This is a genomic window from Lacticaseibacillus saniviri JCM 17471 = DSM 24301 (assembly GCF_001311785.1).
In the GTDB taxonomy this organism is placed as follows: domain Bacteria; phylum Bacillota; class Bacilli; order Lactobacillales; family Lactobacillaceae; genus Lacticaseibacillus; species Lacticaseibacillus saniviri.
Genome location: NZ_BBBX01000005.1, coordinates 57,292 through 74,562, shown reverse-complemented (window position 1 = coordinate 74,562; position 17,271 = coordinate 57,292). Strand labels below are relative to the sequence as shown.

General features: G+C 47.4%; 9 protein-coding genes and 9 pseudogenes. 10 read left to right on the top strand and 8 right to left on the bottom strand.

The window, feature by feature from the left end; translation table 11 throughout:
• Positions 1-54: 54 nt before the first annotated feature.
• From JCM17471_RS04175 to smpB, 5 genes and pseudogenes are all read left to right on the top strand, one after another.
• A pseudogene (locus JCM17471_RS04175) lies at positions 55-1,608 on the top strand (ClC family H(+)/Cl(-) exchange transporter).
• Positions 1,609-1,667: 59 nt separating this feature from the next.
• Positions 1,668-1,904 (top strand): preprotein translocase subunit SecG, encoded by a 237-nt coding sequence (gene secG / locus JCM17471_RS04170; RefSeq protein WP_054776925.1) that lies wholly within the window; start codon positions 1,668-1,670, stop codon positions 1,902-1,904.
• A 53-nt stretch (positions 1,905-1,957) separates the two neighbouring features.
• Positions 1,958-2,696, top strand: a pseudogene (locus JCM17471_RS04165) (alpha/beta hydrolase).
• Positions 2,693-4,915 (top strand): annotated as a pseudogene (gene rnr, locus JCM17471_RS04160) (ribonuclease R); the annotation flags it as partial. The pseudogenes JCM17471_RS04165 and rnr, both read left to right, overlap by 4 nt.
• Positions 4,916-4,976: 61 nt before the next feature.
• A pseudogene (smpB, locus tag JCM17471_RS04155) lies at positions 4,977-5,446 on the top strand (SsrA-binding protein SmpB).
• A gap of 95 nt (positions 5,447-5,541) precedes the next feature.
• On the opposite strand, the gene JCM17471_RS04150 reads toward smpB, so the two are convergent.
• Together JCM17471_RS04150 and JCM17471_RS14955 are read right to left on the bottom strand one after the other, a co-directional pair.
• Positions 5,542-6,027 carry an EAL domain-containing protein gene (locus JCM17471_RS04150; protein ID WP_263849408.1) on the bottom strand — a complete coding sequence of 162 codons (486 nt, stop codon included), beginning with the start codon at positions 6,025-6,027 and terminating at the stop codon, positions 5,542-5,544.
• A complete protein-coding gene (locus JCM17471_RS14955; protein ID WP_225354122.1) occupies positions 6,011-6,226 on the bottom strand; it encodes a hypothetical protein in 216 nt (71 codons plus the stop codon). Before JCM17471_RS14955 ends, JCM17471_RS04150 begins: the two co-directional genes overlap by 17 nt.
• Before the next feature lie 238 nt (positions 6,227-6,464).
• Here JCM17471_RS14955 and JCM17471_RS04145 point away from each other — a divergent pair, with 238 nt between their 5' ends.
• The 3 genes and pseudogenes from JCM17471_RS04145 to JCM17471_RS04135 all read left to right on the top strand — a co-directional run bounded on the left by JCM17471_RS04145 (position 6,465) and on the right by JCM17471_RS04135 (position 8,974).
• Positions 6,465-7,034: a hypothetical protein gene (locus tag JCM17471_RS04145; protein ID WP_054776924.1), complete on the top strand. Its 570-nt coding sequence runs from the start codon at positions 6,465-6,467 to the stop codon at positions 7,032-7,034.
• Entirely contained in the window at positions 7,007-7,591 is a 585-nt protein-coding gene (locus JCM17471_RS04140) for a GGDEF domain-containing protein (protein ID WP_054776923.1), read from the top strand. The genes JCM17471_RS04145 and JCM17471_RS04140 overlap by 28 nt, the downstream gene beginning before the upstream one ends.
• A gap of 40 nt (positions 7,592-7,631) precedes the next feature.
• Positions 7,632-8,974 (top strand): annotated as a pseudogene (locus JCM17471_RS04135) (FAD-dependent oxidoreductase).
• 197 nt (positions 8,975-9,171) lie between these two features.
• On the opposite strand, the pseudogene JCM17471_RS04130 reads toward JCM17471_RS04135, so the two are convergent.
• A pseudogene (locus JCM17471_RS04130) lies at positions 9,172-10,412 on the bottom strand (MBL fold metallo-hydrolase).
• Between the two features lie 175 nt (positions 10,413-10,587).
• On the opposite strand from JCM17471_RS04130, the gene JCM17471_RS04125 reads away from it, so the two are divergent.
• Together JCM17471_RS04125 and JCM17471_RS04120 are read left to right on the top strand one after the other, a co-directional pair.
• Positions 10,588-11,064 carry an RNA polymerase sigma factor gene (locus tag JCM17471_RS04125; protein WP_054776922.1) on the top strand — a complete coding sequence of 159 codons (477 nt, stop codon included), beginning with the start codon at positions 10,588-10,590 and terminating at the stop codon, positions 11,062-11,064.
• Complete coding sequence (locus JCM17471_RS04120) at positions 11,057-11,983, top strand: sigma factor regulator N-terminal domain-containing protein (protein ID WP_054776921.1); 927 nt, start codon at positions 11,057-11,059, stop codon at positions 11,981-11,983. The genes JCM17471_RS04125 and JCM17471_RS04120 overlap by 8 nt, the downstream gene beginning before the upstream one ends.
• A gap of 86 nt (positions 11,984-12,069) precedes the next feature.
• Here the strand turns inward: JCM17471_RS04120 and JCM17471_RS04115 are convergent, their stop codons facing one another.
• The 5 genes and pseudogenes from JCM17471_RS04115 to JCM17471_RS16210 form a co-directional block, all read right to left on the bottom strand.
• Positions 12,070-12,555: a DNA-3-methyladenine glycosylase I gene (locus JCM17471_RS04115; protein ID WP_054776920.1), complete on the bottom strand. Its 486-nt coding sequence runs from the start codon at positions 12,553-12,555 to the stop codon at positions 12,070-12,072.
• Positions 12,556-12,727: 172 nt separating this feature from the next.
• Positions 12,728-14,037 (bottom strand): annotated as a pseudogene (locus tag JCM17471_RS04110) (ABC transporter substrate-binding protein).
• A 4-nt stretch (positions 14,038-14,041) separates the two neighbouring features.
• Positions 14,042-14,802: pseudogene (locus JCM17471_RS04105) on the bottom strand (carbohydrate ABC transporter permease).
• Between the two features lie 68 nt (positions 14,803-14,870).
• A complete protein-coding gene (locus JCM17471_RS04100) occupies positions 14,871-15,764 on the bottom strand; it encodes a carbohydrate ABC transporter permease (RefSeq protein ID WP_054776919.1) in 894 nt (297 codons plus the stop codon).
• Positions 15,754-16,813, bottom strand: a pseudogene (locus JCM17471_RS16210) (ABC transporter ATP-binding protein). The gene JCM17471_RS04100 and the pseudogene JCM17471_RS16210 overlap by 11 nt, the downstream one beginning before the upstream one ends.
• Positions 16,814-17,271: the final 458 nt, after the last annotated feature.

Genomic DNA, 17,271 nt, shown 5'->3' with positions numbered 1-17,271 from the left:
GGTGGCTTCTTTTTTGCTCAAAATCACGTGAGACACGACTATAATAGAAGTGAGATGAATTTTGGAGGGATGGCATTGAAACAGCCACGGTTACGTTTTGCAGTCAAGGGGCTCACGGTCGGTATCGTTGTCGGGATTGTGGTCAGTAGTTTTCGCTGGCTGATTGAGCATGGCTTGGACTGGGCGCTGCATTGGTACCAGCATTTCACGTGGCCAACTGCACTGGGGCTTCTGGGCCTGAACCTGTTGATCGGGATCCTGATTGCGCAATTACTCAAGCAGGAACCAGACATTGCGGGTTCTGGGATTCCGCAGGTGGAAGGACAGTTACAGGGTGAACTGGACTTGTCCTGGTGGTCGATTCTCTGGCGCAAGTTTGTCGGTGGTATTTTGGCACTCTCCGCGGGCCTATTCTTGGGGCGTGAAGGCCCATCGATTCAGCTGGGGGCCGCTGTGGGGCAGGGGTTATCCGAGTGGCAACACGACCGCGGGAGTGATCGGCGAATCATGATTGCCTCAGGTGCCGCGGCCGGGTTGGCTGCCGCCTTTAATGCGCCCATTGCCGGCAGTCTCTTCGTGCTAGAAGAAATCTATCACAATTTCTCGCCACTGGTTTGGCTCTCAAGTCTCGCCAGTGCGATTGGCGCTAATTTTATTTCGTTATACATATTCGGTGAACGACCTGTTTTGCATCTGGTGTACCCCAAAGCACTGCCTATCGATGCGTATTGGCACTTGCTACTGCTCGGTGTTGCCTTGGGGCTGTTGGGAAAGGTCTATCAATGGGTGTTATTGCGTCTGCCTGATTGGTACGCGCTGACACATATTCCGCGTCGTTATCAAGGATTAATACCACTTGTTGCGGTGATTCCCATCGGTTTTTGACCCCGCAACTGCTGGGTGGGGGGAATCAGTTGATCATTCAATTGGGGCAACAAATGCCCTCAGTGCTGACCTTACTGGGCATCTTTGCCATTCGTTTTGTGTTCTCGATGGTGTCTTACGGATCAGGTTTGCCTGGTGGGATTTTTCTGCCGATTCTGTCACTGGGTGCCATTATCGGCGCAATTATGCGCAATCCATGGTCGGCCTGCATTTGTTACCAGCGATGTATGCGGTTAACTTTGTGATTTTGCGATGGCGGGATACTTCGCTGCAATCGGGAAGGCACCGTTCACGGCGATTCTTCTGGTGACCGAAATGGTTGGGAACCTCAAGTTATTGATGCCACTCGCTGTGGTGGCCTTAATCGCTTATCTGGTGCTCGATGGTCTTCATGGTGATCCAATTTATGAAGCCTTACTCGCAAAACTCGTGCACCAACCGGCACGTGGAGAGATGGGGCAGATGGCCCGCATTGAAGTGCCTATCTTTGCCGGCAGTGCGCTAGAGGAACAACAGGTGCGCGATATCGCATGGCCAAAATCGGCGCTTTTGATTGGCATCATCCAGGGCGAGAAAGAAGTTTTGCCACACGGCGATAGTGTTTTACAGGCGGGACAGACCTTAGTTGTCTTGACCGCACCACTGGATCGGCAGCGTGTGCGTCGCCAAATTCGTCAGCTGGCGACAGTGACAAAAACACCGGGGATCAGTCGGAATCACTAGCCATTATCCAGCGTTTGTGATAGTCTACTACTAGTGAGATTTTTTAGGGAGGGAATAACTTGCAGAGTTTATTCACTACTTTACTGATTATCGATTCAGTTTTGATCGTAATCGCAACACTAATGCAACCAAGTAAACAACAAGATGCACTGAGCGCATTGTCCGGGGGCGCTACTGATTTGTTCGGTAAGCAAAAATCCCGTGGTTTCGAAGCTTTCATGGAAAAGGTCACCGTTGTTTTAGGTGTTTTATTCTTTGGATTTGCTTTGGTACTCGCGTATCTTTCATCGCATTAGTCAGAGGTCTCCTGTGCAACACAGGAGACCTTTTTTGAAGGAAGGCAGAAGTTTTGGCAGTCAGATTCCGACAACCACAACCTATTCATTATTCGGGGACCAAAGCGGGCGTTGTGCTTTTGCACGCGTACACCGGTAGTCCAAACGATATGAACAAAATCGCGCATCGATTGCAAGAGGCGGGTTATGCGGTTTCTGCGCCATTATTTGCCGGTCATGGCACGGATAACCCGTTGGACATTTTACAACAGGGCAATCCGGAACTTTGGTGGCAGCAAACGCAAGTCGCCATTGCCGATATGAAGCAAACGTACAAACAGGTTTTTGTGTTTGGTCTGTCATTGGGCGGTATCTTTGCGATGCGCGCGCTGACAGAAGATCATACACTCGCTGGTGGCGGTGTTTTCTCTTCACCGATTTTTTCGGGGAAGGATAACCTGCTCTCAGGATTTTGCGATATGCCGCATATCTTGATCGCCTCGCTGGTCGAGATAATCAGAGCGATCGCATCAAAGCCTTATTACCAGCACAATTAGATGCGATTAAGCAGGTAGCCACACTTGTCGCTCAACAACTGCCCGCTATCACGCAGCCTGTTTTATTGCACAGGCGGGAGCGGATGAATTGATCGATGCGAATCAAGCGTACACACTAAAGGCGGCACTGCCGCAAGTACCCGTTGATTTTCATTGGTATGCGAATGCGCGACATGTGATTACTGTCAATGCTGCGCATCATGAACTCACTAAAGATGTCTTGAATTATTTGAAACAGGAAGAGGTGCCAGTATGACCACAGTCGGCCATTTGCGCAATGAATTATTACCAACATTTAAAAAGAATACCCGGATTAGCTTTTCAACAGAGGCGCTGAGTCGTGCACTGAAGTTAACAGATGCTGCCGATACAGAACTCTTGACGCAAGCAATCGCAGGGCTTGAAAAAGATAACTTGATCCACAAGACCAAGGAAGATCGCTACCAATGGGGGGCAGCACCCGCTCGTTTGGTCGGTGTCTTCCACGGTAACGAAAAGGGCTTTGGGTTTGTCGCGATTGAAGATCAAGACAATGACGCCTTCATCGCCCCACCAAACACCAACTGCGCGTTAGACGGCGATACCGTTGAAATCAGCATCATTCGTCCCGCTCGCCCTGGCGACAGCCGCGGCCCAGAAGGCAAGGTTCTGGCCGTTACCGAACGCAAAACCACATCCCTGGTCGGTGAATTCCGGCCATTATCCGATGCGGACGCAGCGAAAACCGGGTTTATCGGTACCGTTACCAGCCACGAAAAGAAAATGAAGAAGTATCCGGTCTTCGTGAAGGACACCGGGATGCTGCCTGAAATTGGCGACATGCTGCTCGTTCAAATCACTGACTATCCAGATAGCGAACATCCAGAACAGATGCGCGGGATTATCTCCGAAAGCTTGGGGGAACAAGAACGCACCTGGGGTTGACGTCTTATCATTGGTTTACCAAAACAAGATCAAGATGGACTTCCCAGAAGAAGTCATGGAACAAGCCAATATGATTCCTGACCATGTGACACCAGAAGACCGCATCGGGCGCCGTGACATCACGGACCAACCCGTTGTGACCATTGACGGGGATGACAGTAAGGACTTTGATGATGCGGTTGCTTATGGAAATTACCTAATGGCAACTTCCACTTAGGGGTGCATATTGCGGATGTTTCCTATTATGTCACCGAAGATTCACCATTAGATGCCGAAACATTTGAACGCGGGACCAGTACCTACTTGACTGATCGTGTGATTCCAATGTTGCCATTCCGTCTGTCTAACGGGATCTGTTCACTGAACCCTGATGTCGATCGGTTGGCGATGTCTTGTGATATGGAAATCGATACAAAGGGTAACGTGGTTAACCACGAAATCTACCAAAGTGTCATCCGTTCACACGGCCGTTTGACCTATAACAACGTGAATAAGATTTTAGACGGTGACGAAGCTCTGCGCGAACAATACGCGGACTTAGTGCCAATGCTTGAAGACATGGGCGAATTGCACAAGATTATGTACAAGATGCGTCACGAGCGCGGTGCGATTGATTTTGAAGAAAATGAAGCACAAATCATTGTCGATGACCTCGGTTTCCCAATCGATATTGTGATTCGGGAACGCGGGACATCTGAACGCATGATCGAATCCTTCATGTTGGCTGCGAACGAAACCGTCGCTGAACACTACAACCGTCAACACTTGCCATATATCTATCGTGTCCATGAAACACCCGATGAAGACCGGATTAAGGACTTCATGGAATTCATCGCCAACTTTGGGATTACTGTTCCAATGCCTAAGGGTGGCCACATCACACCGAAGATGTTACAACAAGTGGTGACCGATGTTGAAGGTAAGCCTGAAGAAGCAATGGTCAACATCAAGTTGTTGCGGAGCTTGAAGCAGGCACGCTATTCAGAAGATCCACTGGGTCACTTTGGGTTGGCTGCGAAGTATTATACCCACTTCACATCCCCAATCCGACGTTACCCTGATCTGATTGCGCACCGTTTGATTCGCAGCTATGCGACAGATGGACATGGCGATGCGGTCAAAGAAAAGTGGTCCGAGAAGCTGCCAGGTATTGCGGTTCAAGCCTCAACGCAAGAACGTCGCAGTATCGACGCCGAACGTGCTGTCGATGACCTGAAGAAGGCCCAATTCATGTTGGACAAGGTCGGCGAAGAATTCGACGCCGTTGTCAGTGGTGTGACCAGCTTTGGGATGTTCGTTGCCCTGCCTAACACCGTTGAAGGCTTAGTCCACATTTCACGGATGAAGGACGACTACTACAGTTTTGTCGAGAATCAAATGGCATTAGTTGGTGATCGCACGAAGAAGACTTATCGCATTGGTCAAACATTGCGGGTCAAGTTGGATAATGTCGATGTCGATCAACGTCAAATCGATTTCTCTTTGATTCCTAGTGATGACACACCAACCAGTGACTTAGGCCAATATGTGCACGCCCAACGCGGGAGAAAGCACCTAGCCAAGTCGCCGGCCACGAAAGTAATACAATAACCAGGTATAATGGGGTGAGTTAATGGCCAAGAAGCAAAAGCCAAAACCAGCTAACCTGCTGGCACAAAACAAAAAGGCGAGCCATGACTTTAATATTCTTGAAACCTACGAAGCAGGCATTGTCCTCACGGGTCCCGAAATCAAATCGGTTCGGGCCGGTAAAGTGAACTTAAAGGACGGGTTTGCACGGATTCGTCAAGGCGAAGCATGGCTCGAGAATGTGCACATCAGTCCTTATACAGAGGGCAATCAGTTCAACGGCGATCCCTTGCGTAACCGCAAGCTCCTGTTGCACAAAAAGAAATCAGTAAACTCACCGGCGTTGTTCAGGAAAAGGGGACAACTTTGGTTCCTTTGCGGATGTACCTGAAGCACGGCTATGCGAAGGTCTTGATCGGTGTCGGTCAGGGGAAGAAGCTGTACGATAAGCGGGAAACCTTGAAGCGCAAAGAACAAGATCGTGAAATGGCGCGTGCCATGAAGGTGAGATAACAATCACAAAAAAGCTTGTGACAACCCAAAGTGGGTCGTGTCACAAGCTTTTTTATTGCGATGAATTGCTGCGCTTGACCCATTCAATCATGGGGTTAATCTGGGTCGTCATCGTGCAGTTTGAGTAAATGAGGTTTACCATAGTAGTAGCCTTGGCGCAAATCGATTTTCATTTGGTTGGCCCAGAAATCATCGTCATCGTCTTCGACCCCTTCCAGGATGAAACGTTGACTGTGCTTTGCGGCGATATCTTGCCAGAACTTGACGTGTTCTTCGGCGCTTTCGCTGGTCAAATGCTCATGGCGATTTTGAAGGGCATACTTGAGTTCACTGGCAAAGGGAATCAGGGGCTCGATGTTAGGCCACGTGTTTTCGCCGGTGCCGACATCATCGAGACTGAATTCAATCCCAAGGTCGGTCAATTGCGTGGCCACTTCGACCAATTGCGCCATCGACACCGGTTTGTCAACGGGCTCTTCAATCAGTTCCACGACCAGGCGCACGGGCCGCAGAATGCCTTGTGCAATGATGAGTGAGGCCATCAGTTTCGCGTCCAGAATCTGTTCACGGTTGACGTTCACTGACACCGAACCAATTTTGAGTGACAGTTTTTGCCGTTTCGACCAGGGTATCCGCAATGACGCTAGCGGGCAAATCATTGAACGAAGCGGGCACGCGCCAGAACTCGCCATTGTATTGTTTCAACAGCAGTTCGTAACCAATGAGGCCATTATTATACGTATTGAGTTGTGGTTGAATAAAGTAGCGATACATTGACAAAATAATTACACCATCTCACTAAAAATTTCATAGGCTAGAAAATGACCTAGACCTGATAACCTAAGTGTACCTGTAACCTATTGAGCAAGCAAATTATAGGTAACTTTTTCTGAAAAAGTTGAAAGATATCTATATTCATGTAATATTATAGGGGTGATAAATGTTTTCCAACATTTAATTACGAGCAATTAAAAAATTATTAAACATAAAAATGAATTTAGTAGAGTGAGTGAAGTTAATGTTAAATGAAATTGGTGTTGTGCCAATCATATCGGGGATATTTATCGAGCTAGGCATTATTTTGGTTTTTCAATTGAGTGTCCAGCTGCTGGTTAAGCACCCGACATCACGCCCATTTGCGCTGCGAATGGACATCTTAAGCGTCGGTTATTTCACTTTGATCGGCTTATATCTTGAATTGATGGGGAAACAATCTCAAGATATGTTAACATTGTTTAATTACAAAATTGTTTTTGTTGCCTATGTGGCCTTGTTTTTGAGTCTAAATAGCGCCATGATTATTATGATTTTCACGCTCGCGATTCACTGGGCAGTCTTTGGCATCACGCCGCTCACGATAGCGGGGCCGGTGAGTTTATTTATTTTGCTTGCCGTTATTTTAATCGGACGCTACTTTTTTAAGCACCGCGAGGGCCTGATGTTCACGATTACGGCCGTGACCGTGCTAGCGGGTTGGCTGTTGTGTTATGCCTTATTACCGATGATGCACATTGACTTCACTGGTCGGCAGTTGCGTTTTGAAATCGTGAGTTTTTGGTCATGTCAGGTGCGATTTATTATGCCCTGACAGTGTTAACCGCAAGCACTTATTCGATTCAGCACATTATCTATCAGGCACGGCATGATGATTTGACGACTTTGAATAACTATAACGAGTTCACGACGACCTATCCCAAACTGGTGGCACGCGCACAACGCCAGGAACGGCCGCTGGCGCTGATTGCACTGGATGTCGATCACTTTAAGGCGGTCAACGATCAGTACGGACATTCAGCCGGCAATGCCGTTTTGAAGCATGTTGGAATCGAGTTAACCAAGTTATGTGCGCAGGCAGATATGCATGCGTTTCGGATCGGCGGTGAGGAGTTTGATATTGTCGTACAAGATCAAACGCCAGATACCGTTAAGATGTTAGCGATGACCATTCACCAGGCATTGAAAGTGACACCAGTGGTTTTCGACGATGTGACCTTGCCAATCACGGTATCGACCGGCGTTGCTTGGCTTGAACCGAATGATGATGAACAGACGCTCTTTGATCGAGCCGATAATCTCTTGTATCAGGCCAAAACGAGTGGTCGCGATCGCGTGATTTTTGATCAAAGATTTGAATCACACACGTAATGGACACGCGTCTGTTGCGTGACTATTGGAGGTATTACAGATGAAGGTTGTTATTGTAGGGTGTACACACGCGGGAACCGCAGCCGTTGAACAGATATTAGCGCACCATCCCGACGCTGAGGTGACGGTGTATGAGCGTGACAACAATATCTCATTCTTATCATGTGGGATTGCGTTATATCTGGATCAACGCGTCAAGCGGTTGGAAGATATGTTCTACGCCACGGCGGATGACTTGCGCAAGTTGGGGGCAACGGTCAAGCTGCGCCATGACGCTTAAAAATTGACGCGGATAAGAAGACAATCGTGGCCCAAGATATGGAAAGTTACGCGATTGTCCACGATACCTACGATAAATTAATCATCACAACTGGTTCCGCCGTTGTGGTGCCACCTCTGCAGGGCATCGATCACCAACACGTGCTGTTATGCAAGGATTATCATCAGGCGCAAGAAATTTATGAAGCGGCTAAGGAATATAAAAACATTGCCCTTATCGGGGGCGGTTATGTCAATGTGGAATTGGCTGAAAGTTTCCGTCGGACCGGCCATGATGTGACAATCTATCATCGCCACGGCCAGGTCTTGAATAACTATATCGATGACGTGATTGCTGACAAAATCACGGATCAATTGACTGATCATGGGGTTCACTTCCAACTGAATCATTACGTCAAAGGCTTTATCGACGACGGAGATGGCTTAACGATTCAAACCGATCACGGTGATTATCAAGCCGACATTGCGATTGTATCAACCGGTTTTGTCGCACAGACGGACTTATTACGCGGGCAGGTTGAATTGAGTCGCGCCGGTGCGATTATCACGAATGAATACGGCCAAACCAGCGACCCTGATATCTATGCGGCAGGGGACGTGCGGGTCGTCCGGTTCAATCCCACGGATAAAGATGTCTACATCCCATTAGCCAGCAATGCGGTTCGCCAAGGAATGACGGTCGGCATGAACATCTTTGGCAACACCTATCCCGAAATGGGCACACAGGGTACCAGTGGCCTGCCACTGTTCGACCACACGTTAGCCACAACCGGGTTGACCCTCACGCGGGCACTGGATGCTGACATCGATGCGGCCTCGATTACTTTTGAAGATAATTACCGTCCAGAATTCATGCCAACTACCACCAAGATTACGGTGACACTGGTTTATGAAAAAGAGACCTTGCGGATTCTCGGCGGTCAATTCTACAGCAAGTATGATGTGGCACAATCCGCCAACTTGCTCTCATTGGCGATTCAAAACCGCAATACGCTGGACCAATTAGCCTTTGTCGATATGTTGTTCCAACCCACATTTGATCGACCTTTCAATTATTTGAATTTGGCCGCTCAAGCTGGGTTGCGCCAGGAAGGACGCTTATAAATTTCTGTCCGTCTTTTGGAATTTTTGACTATCATTTAAATGAATAAAGGGCTACGCTAAAACCATTTGGTCTTAGCATAGCCCTTTTTAGTGATGCATATTTGAAAATATGATTGTGGTATACGTTTTTTGAATGTTTAATACGTAATTAGCTGTAACGAATTGTGCTTCTTTTTTGCGTATCCATTAAGAAAAATTCACTCGTCGATGTCGGTCTCATCCATGGTGTAGTAGAGATCTTTTTCTGGCAGGAGCACTTCAGCACGGGTCTGTTCGTCGAGTGCTTCAGCTTCACGTTCTGGATGGAAGCTGTGCCATGGCACCACAATGCGTGGATTGACCATTTTGACCAGTGTAATCAGGTCTTCACGGCTGGCGTGGCCCGATGCAGAGAGGAATTGAAGCGGAATCTGGTGGTCGGCCAACCACGTTTTGAGTTGCTCAAAGCGTGGATCGTAGTCGCCCAGTGGCTCACCATTGCTGTGTAAATAGACGCTGACAGGTAGATCGGCTAACCAATCGAGATGCGCAAAGCTATTTTGTAAGACGTATTGCTCTGGGTGTTCCCGGATCGTATCGAGATCGATGGTTTCCCCGATGACCAGATCGGGGCGGACCTGCGTTAAGGCCTCCATAATCGTCGCTTCAGCGGGTTCAACGACTAATTGGCGACCGTGTGCGGCGGTGGTGTTAAAGAAGGCTGAGAGTCGCGCATAATTGCGCTGATAAGGATTAATCACCACAAGCTTATCAGCATGATCCAGAATGTCACCGAATTGGGTTTGTAATGCCATTTCTGATAATGGCGTGCTTGGATTGGCCTGATCTTCAACGGGCGCTTCGGTATCAAAGGAGAAGGTGGTCCCTTCGACCAAGAAAAGTGCTAAGTGTTGATCATGAAATTGCTTGGCCCAGGCGTCAACGCGTTCACGCTTGGGGCCATTGAGCCGGACATCTGCCGAATAACCATAGTTGTGGCGACCGTCATTGACCAAGAAGGCGACAACGCCCGGTTCGTCGTGATCACTTGGCATACCGGTAACACTGAAATCACCAACTTTTACGGGCATATCAAACGAAATGGCATGCAGGTTATCGACGGGTTCTTCGATACCCAGATTGATTAAGGTTTGATAGAGCTGATAAGTCGGAATGGACATGTAGATGGGAATGCTTTTTTCAGGTACTTGAGTGCCCCCATGTGATCGATGTGTAAGTGGGAGATAAAAATAGCTTCATGCTCATATTTATCGGGTTGATCAAAGAATAATTCGGGGAGGGCGGGCAATTTGCCATGAGCAATGGCAGTCTCGACGGTTTCATCCGTCAGATCTGCCGCCACGCCAAAATCCATGATGACTCGGCTGGTGTCTGTCGCAAATTCGACGATATTACCGCCGATGGTATCTAATCCGTTTAAGAAACGTACTGTTGTCAAAATATTCACCTCATAATTATTGTACAAGAAAACAGACCAAACCGCGAATGACTGACTGGTATAAAAACATTATCTTAACAAAAGCACTGCCTTAAAGTGATGAAAAGATGTGAATTGGCATTTCTGTGTAACCAATCGCGTTATGATTCGTTATAAGAGTGGGAAGGGGGTAACGATGAATCTGCAAGATTACGAGGCGTTGATTCGGAGGATTACGCGAGAGGTTTTCTTCTACTTGCAGAAGTTGGGTGCTTCTGCCGCCGATGCACAAGATATTGTCCAGGATGCCTTTGTCAAACTCATTGAGACGGAACAGATTATTCCGGAGCCAAAGATTCGGGCCTGGATGTATCGAAGCAGCATTCGCCTCTGGATTGATCGGACCCGCCGCCATCAACGCTATCGGGTGGTATTGAGCGATTATCAGGCGCTAATGACACAGTGGCAATGGCCAGCAACGGGAGATTTGAATGAAGCGTTACAGCGATTGGATGATTCAGAAATGTTGCTATTCACGTTACGGTACATTCAGGGCTTCTCGGTGAAGCAAATTGCGCAAATGATGGCGTTCAGTGAGAGTAAGACCAAAGTGACGTTGTTTCGGATCAGACAAAAATTAAAGCAATGGCTTGAGGAGGACACAAATGAATGATTTTGATGCAGATTTAAAACGATTAGCACGCAAAAGCAAAGTGAAACGCTGGCTGTATACCGTCTTAATCTCGCTAGTGACGGGCTTATTGTTGTTAGTTATCAGTTATGCAGGGGTGCAATTATTGGCGCGAAGAAATTATCAGCGATTAGATGCTAACTTTGTCACACAGGAACTCATTCAGTCGCCCAATATTCTCACGTCGTCGCGGGTACTGGCAAATAATGGGGTATTCGGGGCTGAGCTTGTCAGTGATTGCTATAAAAATATTGATGGCTACCAGGTGGCTTGGGCGCAAAAACGAGGCACATTCGATTGGCTACACCTCAATGTCGAGACGAGTAGTGATGGCGTTGACCAGAACAATGGGACGTTACGCAATCGGGTTAATCGCGAAAAGATACCCACATTTACCAATCCTCGGGCCAAAGACTATCGCACAAAGCGAGAAGTCGGCACGTTGAAGCAGGCAAAAAATATGGTTGCGGAAGTGGCAGTCACGTTTGATCGGCCATATACCTATCGCGAGATTCAGACCATGGTGCCAGCCAATCTGTTAATCAATTGGTACTGGAGTGGGACATCCAGTCGGGCAAACGTCGATCGGCTAGGCACCTACATTGGCGTGAATGCGGATGAAACGTCGGGTAGGCTCACTGCGGCGGCTTACCGCGAGTTTGTCAATCAAGTGCATCGATTTGGCCAAGATAAGCAGGTATCTTGGACGCTTGACGACGGCGTCACCTACAAGCTATATCAAGACGCGGTCAAACAGACCCCAACGACTGAGCTCAACCAAGCACAATTTGGTGGCCTGATTGTGAGTGGTCGCACTGAGAATCTCCTGCAATTGCAAAAATCTTGCTTGGGCGAAAAGTACGGTCATTGGCACAATGGTTCCTGTGCGCGGCGATATTAAGCCACTGAAATAGACAAAAAGTAGCGACTGAACAGCCCGAGAAGGTTGCGCCAATCGCTACTTTTTGTGTTTGAAAACAATCCGCGTTAATCCCGATGTGGCCGCGGCAGGATACCAATGCCCGTGAGTAAGAGGCCCATTGTTGTCGGCCCGACAAAAGTGAATCCACGCTTTTTCATGTCTTTTGCCACCGTCGTGCCTAGAGCGGTACGGTCGATGGCTTCGGAATCAGCTGGTTTAAATGACCAGAAATAATCCGCTAAGTCTTTGAACTCGGGTTCCAAATTCACTGCGGCTTTCGCATTTTGAAAAACGGCTTGAATCTTGCGATCATTTTGAATCATCTCGGCATCACTTTCGATGCTTTCGATTTCAGGTTCATCAAAAGTTGCGATCTTGTGATAATCAAAATTGGCAAATAACCGCTTGAAGACGGGCAGCTTTGAAGCCGCGACTTTCCAGCTCATTCCAGGTTGAAAGACAGCCACCATCAAGAATTCAAAAGCGGTATTGGCGTCGTGAACCTGCGTGCCGAATAATTTGCTATAGTCTTGCACACCATTTTGTTCCATACGAATGTCCTCCTTATGCGTAAATCATAGCACTTTTTGCCTCATTGACAGTTAATCACGCTTTGTTAGCCACGTGCATACAAAAAAGCCATGACATCGAATATGATGGCATGGCTTTTGCCTACAGTTCACAACGGAAGTAGGCGGTTTATATGCGTGAATCTTTTACCAATTAGTTGTTTTCTTTGATAATCTTTTCTGTTTGGTCTTGTAAGCTCCCCATGGCCTTGGCAGGTGCTTCATGCTTGGTCAGCATGGCGTCAACGGTTTCCAGGAGGTCGTTACGGTATTCAGAGTAACCAACAAAGGCAGTGGATTGGAACCCAAAGTCTAATGAGTCAACTGAAGCCTTAGCAGTAGGATCCTTCTTCAAGTAATCTTGGAAGGATTGGTCTTCAAGCGCGGACTTACGTAATGGTAAGTAGCCGGTCTTTTCAGCCCACTTAGCTGTCACAGGCTTGCTCATCAAGTACTTCATGAATGCCCATGCGGCCTTCTTTTGGTCAGCAGTTGCAGACTTGAACATTACGATATCGTTACCAGCAATTTCGGTTGCTTTCTTACCCTTGTAAGTAGGTAATGGTGCGGTACCCCAGTTTAAGTCCTTAGGTGCACCTTGCTTCATGTGTGACACACCAGCAGAGGAACCGACGTAGAAGAGGGTCTTGCCAGAAGTGAAGTTCTTATCACCATAGATATCTTCACCAGCGGTCTTTGCGGTACCCTTGTTAATCATATCCATGAGGAAGGTTGTTGCTTCAAGTGTCTTCTTGGAGTCGAGGTTGGCCTTTAATGTCTTTGGTGCGACCAAAGAATTACCCGCTTGGCGAGCTAAGCCTTCGAGCTCCATGTCGATACTCTTATCAAAGCCGATAGCAGCAACGCCCTTGCTCTTCAATTTTTCGCCATCTTTTTGGATATCTTCCCAGCTGTTGGCATCTTGATGTTGTACTTCTTCATCAAGTCAGAGTTGTAGTAGAGAATCCGCGTTGATTTTGAGAATGGCACACTGTAGTACTGGCCATCGTACTTAGAACTGGTTAAGAATGTTGGATAAATATCCTTCAAATCAGCATCGGTCAACTTGTCGCTACCCTTTAAAGCGTAGTTATCAAGTGATTCGATGAAGCCTTGCTTACTGTAATCAGGAACGGTGGTGTAGGTCGTTTGTGCGATCACAGGTAAGCTCTTTGACTTAGCAGCCGCCATGATCTTTTGTTGCAACGCGGTGTAATTACCTTGCGCTGTACCCACAACTTTGTACTTACTTTGAGACTTGTTGAAGTCGGAAATGATTTCGTTGATTGCTGTTTGGTAGGGACCATTCATCCCATGCCAGAAAGTGATCGTTGTCGTCTTACCAGACTTTGATGCGCCATCATTGCCGCTAGAAGCGTTGTTTGAACCACAAGCAGCGAGCAATGTAACTAACATCACGGTGAACAAACCAAGTAAAGCTTTTACCCAAGTATTCTTTTTCATTTGTCTATCCTTTCAATCCTGCCTTTGAAATACCAGCTATAATATATTTCTGTAAAAAGATGTACAAAATAACCATCGGAATGATAACAAACGTTGACGCGGCCATCAGCAATTGATATGCCGTCCCCGCATCTGTGGTGAAGGCCTGTAACCCAACAGGCAGTGTCCGCATATTTTCAGTGTTGGTCACAATCAATGGCCACATGAATGAGTTCCAACTCCCGATGACTTCTAACACAGTCACTGCGGTAATCGTGGACTTACTCATGGGCACTAACACGGTCCACAGGTATCGCCAATCGGAAGCACCGTCGATTTTAGCGGCGTAATAAATCTGATCGGGCGTCGACTGGAAGGTCTGACGCAACGTGAAGACGGTGAAGAAGCTCGCTAACCAAGGAATGATTAAGGCCCCATATTGATTGATCTGACCCAAGTGCGATAGGGTGACGAAGTTAGGAATAATCAACATTTCCCCTGGAATCATCATGGTTCCTAAGAAGATGACGAAGAGAATATTCTTACCCCAAAACTTGAGTCGCGCAAACGCAAATGCGGCCAAGATACTGGTAAACAGTTGACCGGCCGTCGTGATGGTGGTCACGATCACACTGTTGAGAAAATAACGGGCGAATGGTGCCTGGTTCCAGGCGGTGATGTAATTGCCCCACTGGAGTTTTTTGGAATCCAGATGGGGGGAACTTTGATCGTTTCAGGTGCGGTTTTGAGTGATGTTGAAATCATCCAAAGAAATGGAATCAACATGGTGATCGCGCCCAACGTTACAATTAGATACAACAGTGCTTTGCTTATTTTTTGCCATGACTGCCTCCCTAATAGTGAACGTGTTTGCGGGAATACCACAATTGAACGATAGTGACCAGTAAGATTAAGAAGAACAATACAACCCCGCTAGCCGCTGCAATGGGATACTTATACTCCGTATAGAACTTCTGGTAGAGGTAATAGACGATTGTGAGACCGGCTTTACCAGGACCAGGGGTGCCCTGAAACAGTGCAAAGATTTGATCGAAAACCTTGAAGTTACCGATAATCCCATTGATGGTAACGAGAAACGTAATTGGTGACAGTAAGGGGATTGTGATATTCCAGAAGCGTTGAAAAGCATTGGCACCATCAATTTCTGCGGCCTTGTAGTAGCCTTTGTCGATATTGTTGATTCCGACAAGAAATAAGATGATGTTGAAGCCTAAGCTCTTCCAAATACTCATAATGATCAGCGCGAGCAGGGCATAACGTGAATCGGTCAACCAGTGAATCGGTTGAATCCCAAACCAACCTAAGAAATAGTTCATCAAGCCATAATCAGAGTGATAGATCCAGTTCCAGACCATCGCAATCGCAACGGTACTGGTGACAAACGGCAGGAAGTACACCGTCCGAAAGAATCCGGACAACACCTTGATTTGATTGAGTAACAGGGCGATGAGCAACGACAAGATCACAGTGACGGGCACAACCCCGACCACAAAAATCAATGTGTTCTTCACCGCTAAGTGGAAATCGGGATCGTTCCACAGGTAGATAAAGTTATCAAACCCTATGCCGCCAACCTTATCCGTGTAGAAGTCATACTTGGTGTACAGACTCATCATGAACGAGTTGATGATGGGGTAGATATTGAACGTGATCGTAATCACGAGCATGGGGAGCAGATAGAGCAGTGCTTTAGCGGATGATTTTAGTGTCGGCTTTTCATTGAGCATGGGACTCACCGCCGTAAATCAAGACGCCAGCGTCATCAAATAGGAAGAAGCCCGGCTTGGTGAGGTAGAATTCAGTTTCAGCCTCACTGGTTGGACTACCGGCCATTTCGGTGCTCAAAAGCACTTGGTCGTGGTAGGTGATTTCAGCGGTTGCTTCACGGCCGTATTTCTTACTCTGCGTGATGGTGCCGCTGAGCTTAGCTAGAACAGCATCGCCAGCATCATAAGGAATCAAGGCTTCAGAGCGAATACCCGCTGTTTCGGCGCGTTCCAGAATCTCGTCAGGCACAATACCTTTGAGATCATCCACCAAGGTATCGGCGGGGACCGCGTTGATGACAGGTTCACCGATGAACTTGGCAACAAACAGGTTGTTTGGCCGTTCATAGAGTGCGGTCGGTGAACTGAATTGCTGAATGGAACCAAAACTGAGAACCATGATGTTGTCAGAGATATGTAACGCCTCGTCTTGATCATGGGTAACAAAAATCGTGGTGACACCAGTTTCGCGTTGAATCCGGCGAATTTCCTCACGCATCTCAATCCGCAAGCGCGCATCGAGGTTAGAGAGGGGTTCGTCCAGAAGCAACAGACTTGGTGACTTAGCAAGCGCACGCGCAATGGCGACACGCTGTTGTTGCCCACCAGATAATTCACCTGGCTTTTGTCGAGTTGGTCCTCAACGTGAACCAAGGCAGCTAATTCGCGAGCGCGCTTGTGCCGCTCGGCTTTGGCAACCTTAGCCATCTTCAGTGGAAATGCAATATTATCCAACACCGTTAAATGTGGATAAAGGGCATAGTTTTGGAAAACCATCCCGACCTTTCGGCCCAGCGCATCTTTTTGGTCACATCTTCGTCGCCAAAAAAGATTTGTCCGGACGTTGGGGTCAGGAGCCCTGAAATCAGATTCAGGGTCGTGGTTTTACCGCCACCACTTGGTCCTAATAACGAAACAAGCGTGCCATCAGGAATCGTAAAGTTCAGATTCTTGAGGGTATCTTTCTTGCCATCATAGGACATCGTGACGTTTTTGAAAGTAACTTTCAACCCAGTCCGCTCCTTCAAAATGAAATTTGTGGTGTTCACACAATCCCCATGTAACACCAAAGTTATGTTAGCAAAAATAACAGGTGAAACAAGGCCGACACTTGGCGTAAAATCAGTGTTTTTAGGCATTCGATTTTCGAAAAAGTAAGGTTAACCGCGCAATTTGTTCGCTGTAAGCGGGACCGAATATTAAAATAAAGCAAATTGTATCAATTGTGTAAATAATTAATTTTAGCCACAACATAGTGTGTCTGGGGTTCTTTTTTTGAGATCAACAAAACGCAAATTGTTTAGTGCTCATTTGTGGAAACCGCTTGATTGCCGAACAATCAACGTTTTGATAAGGAGCGCTTGGCGGGAAGATCGTTATGGGTAAACTAAAGACGTTGACCGATAAATTGTCAGCAGGATAATTGACACGTCGATTGCACACAGCGGCCAGTCAGCCGATGCGTGCA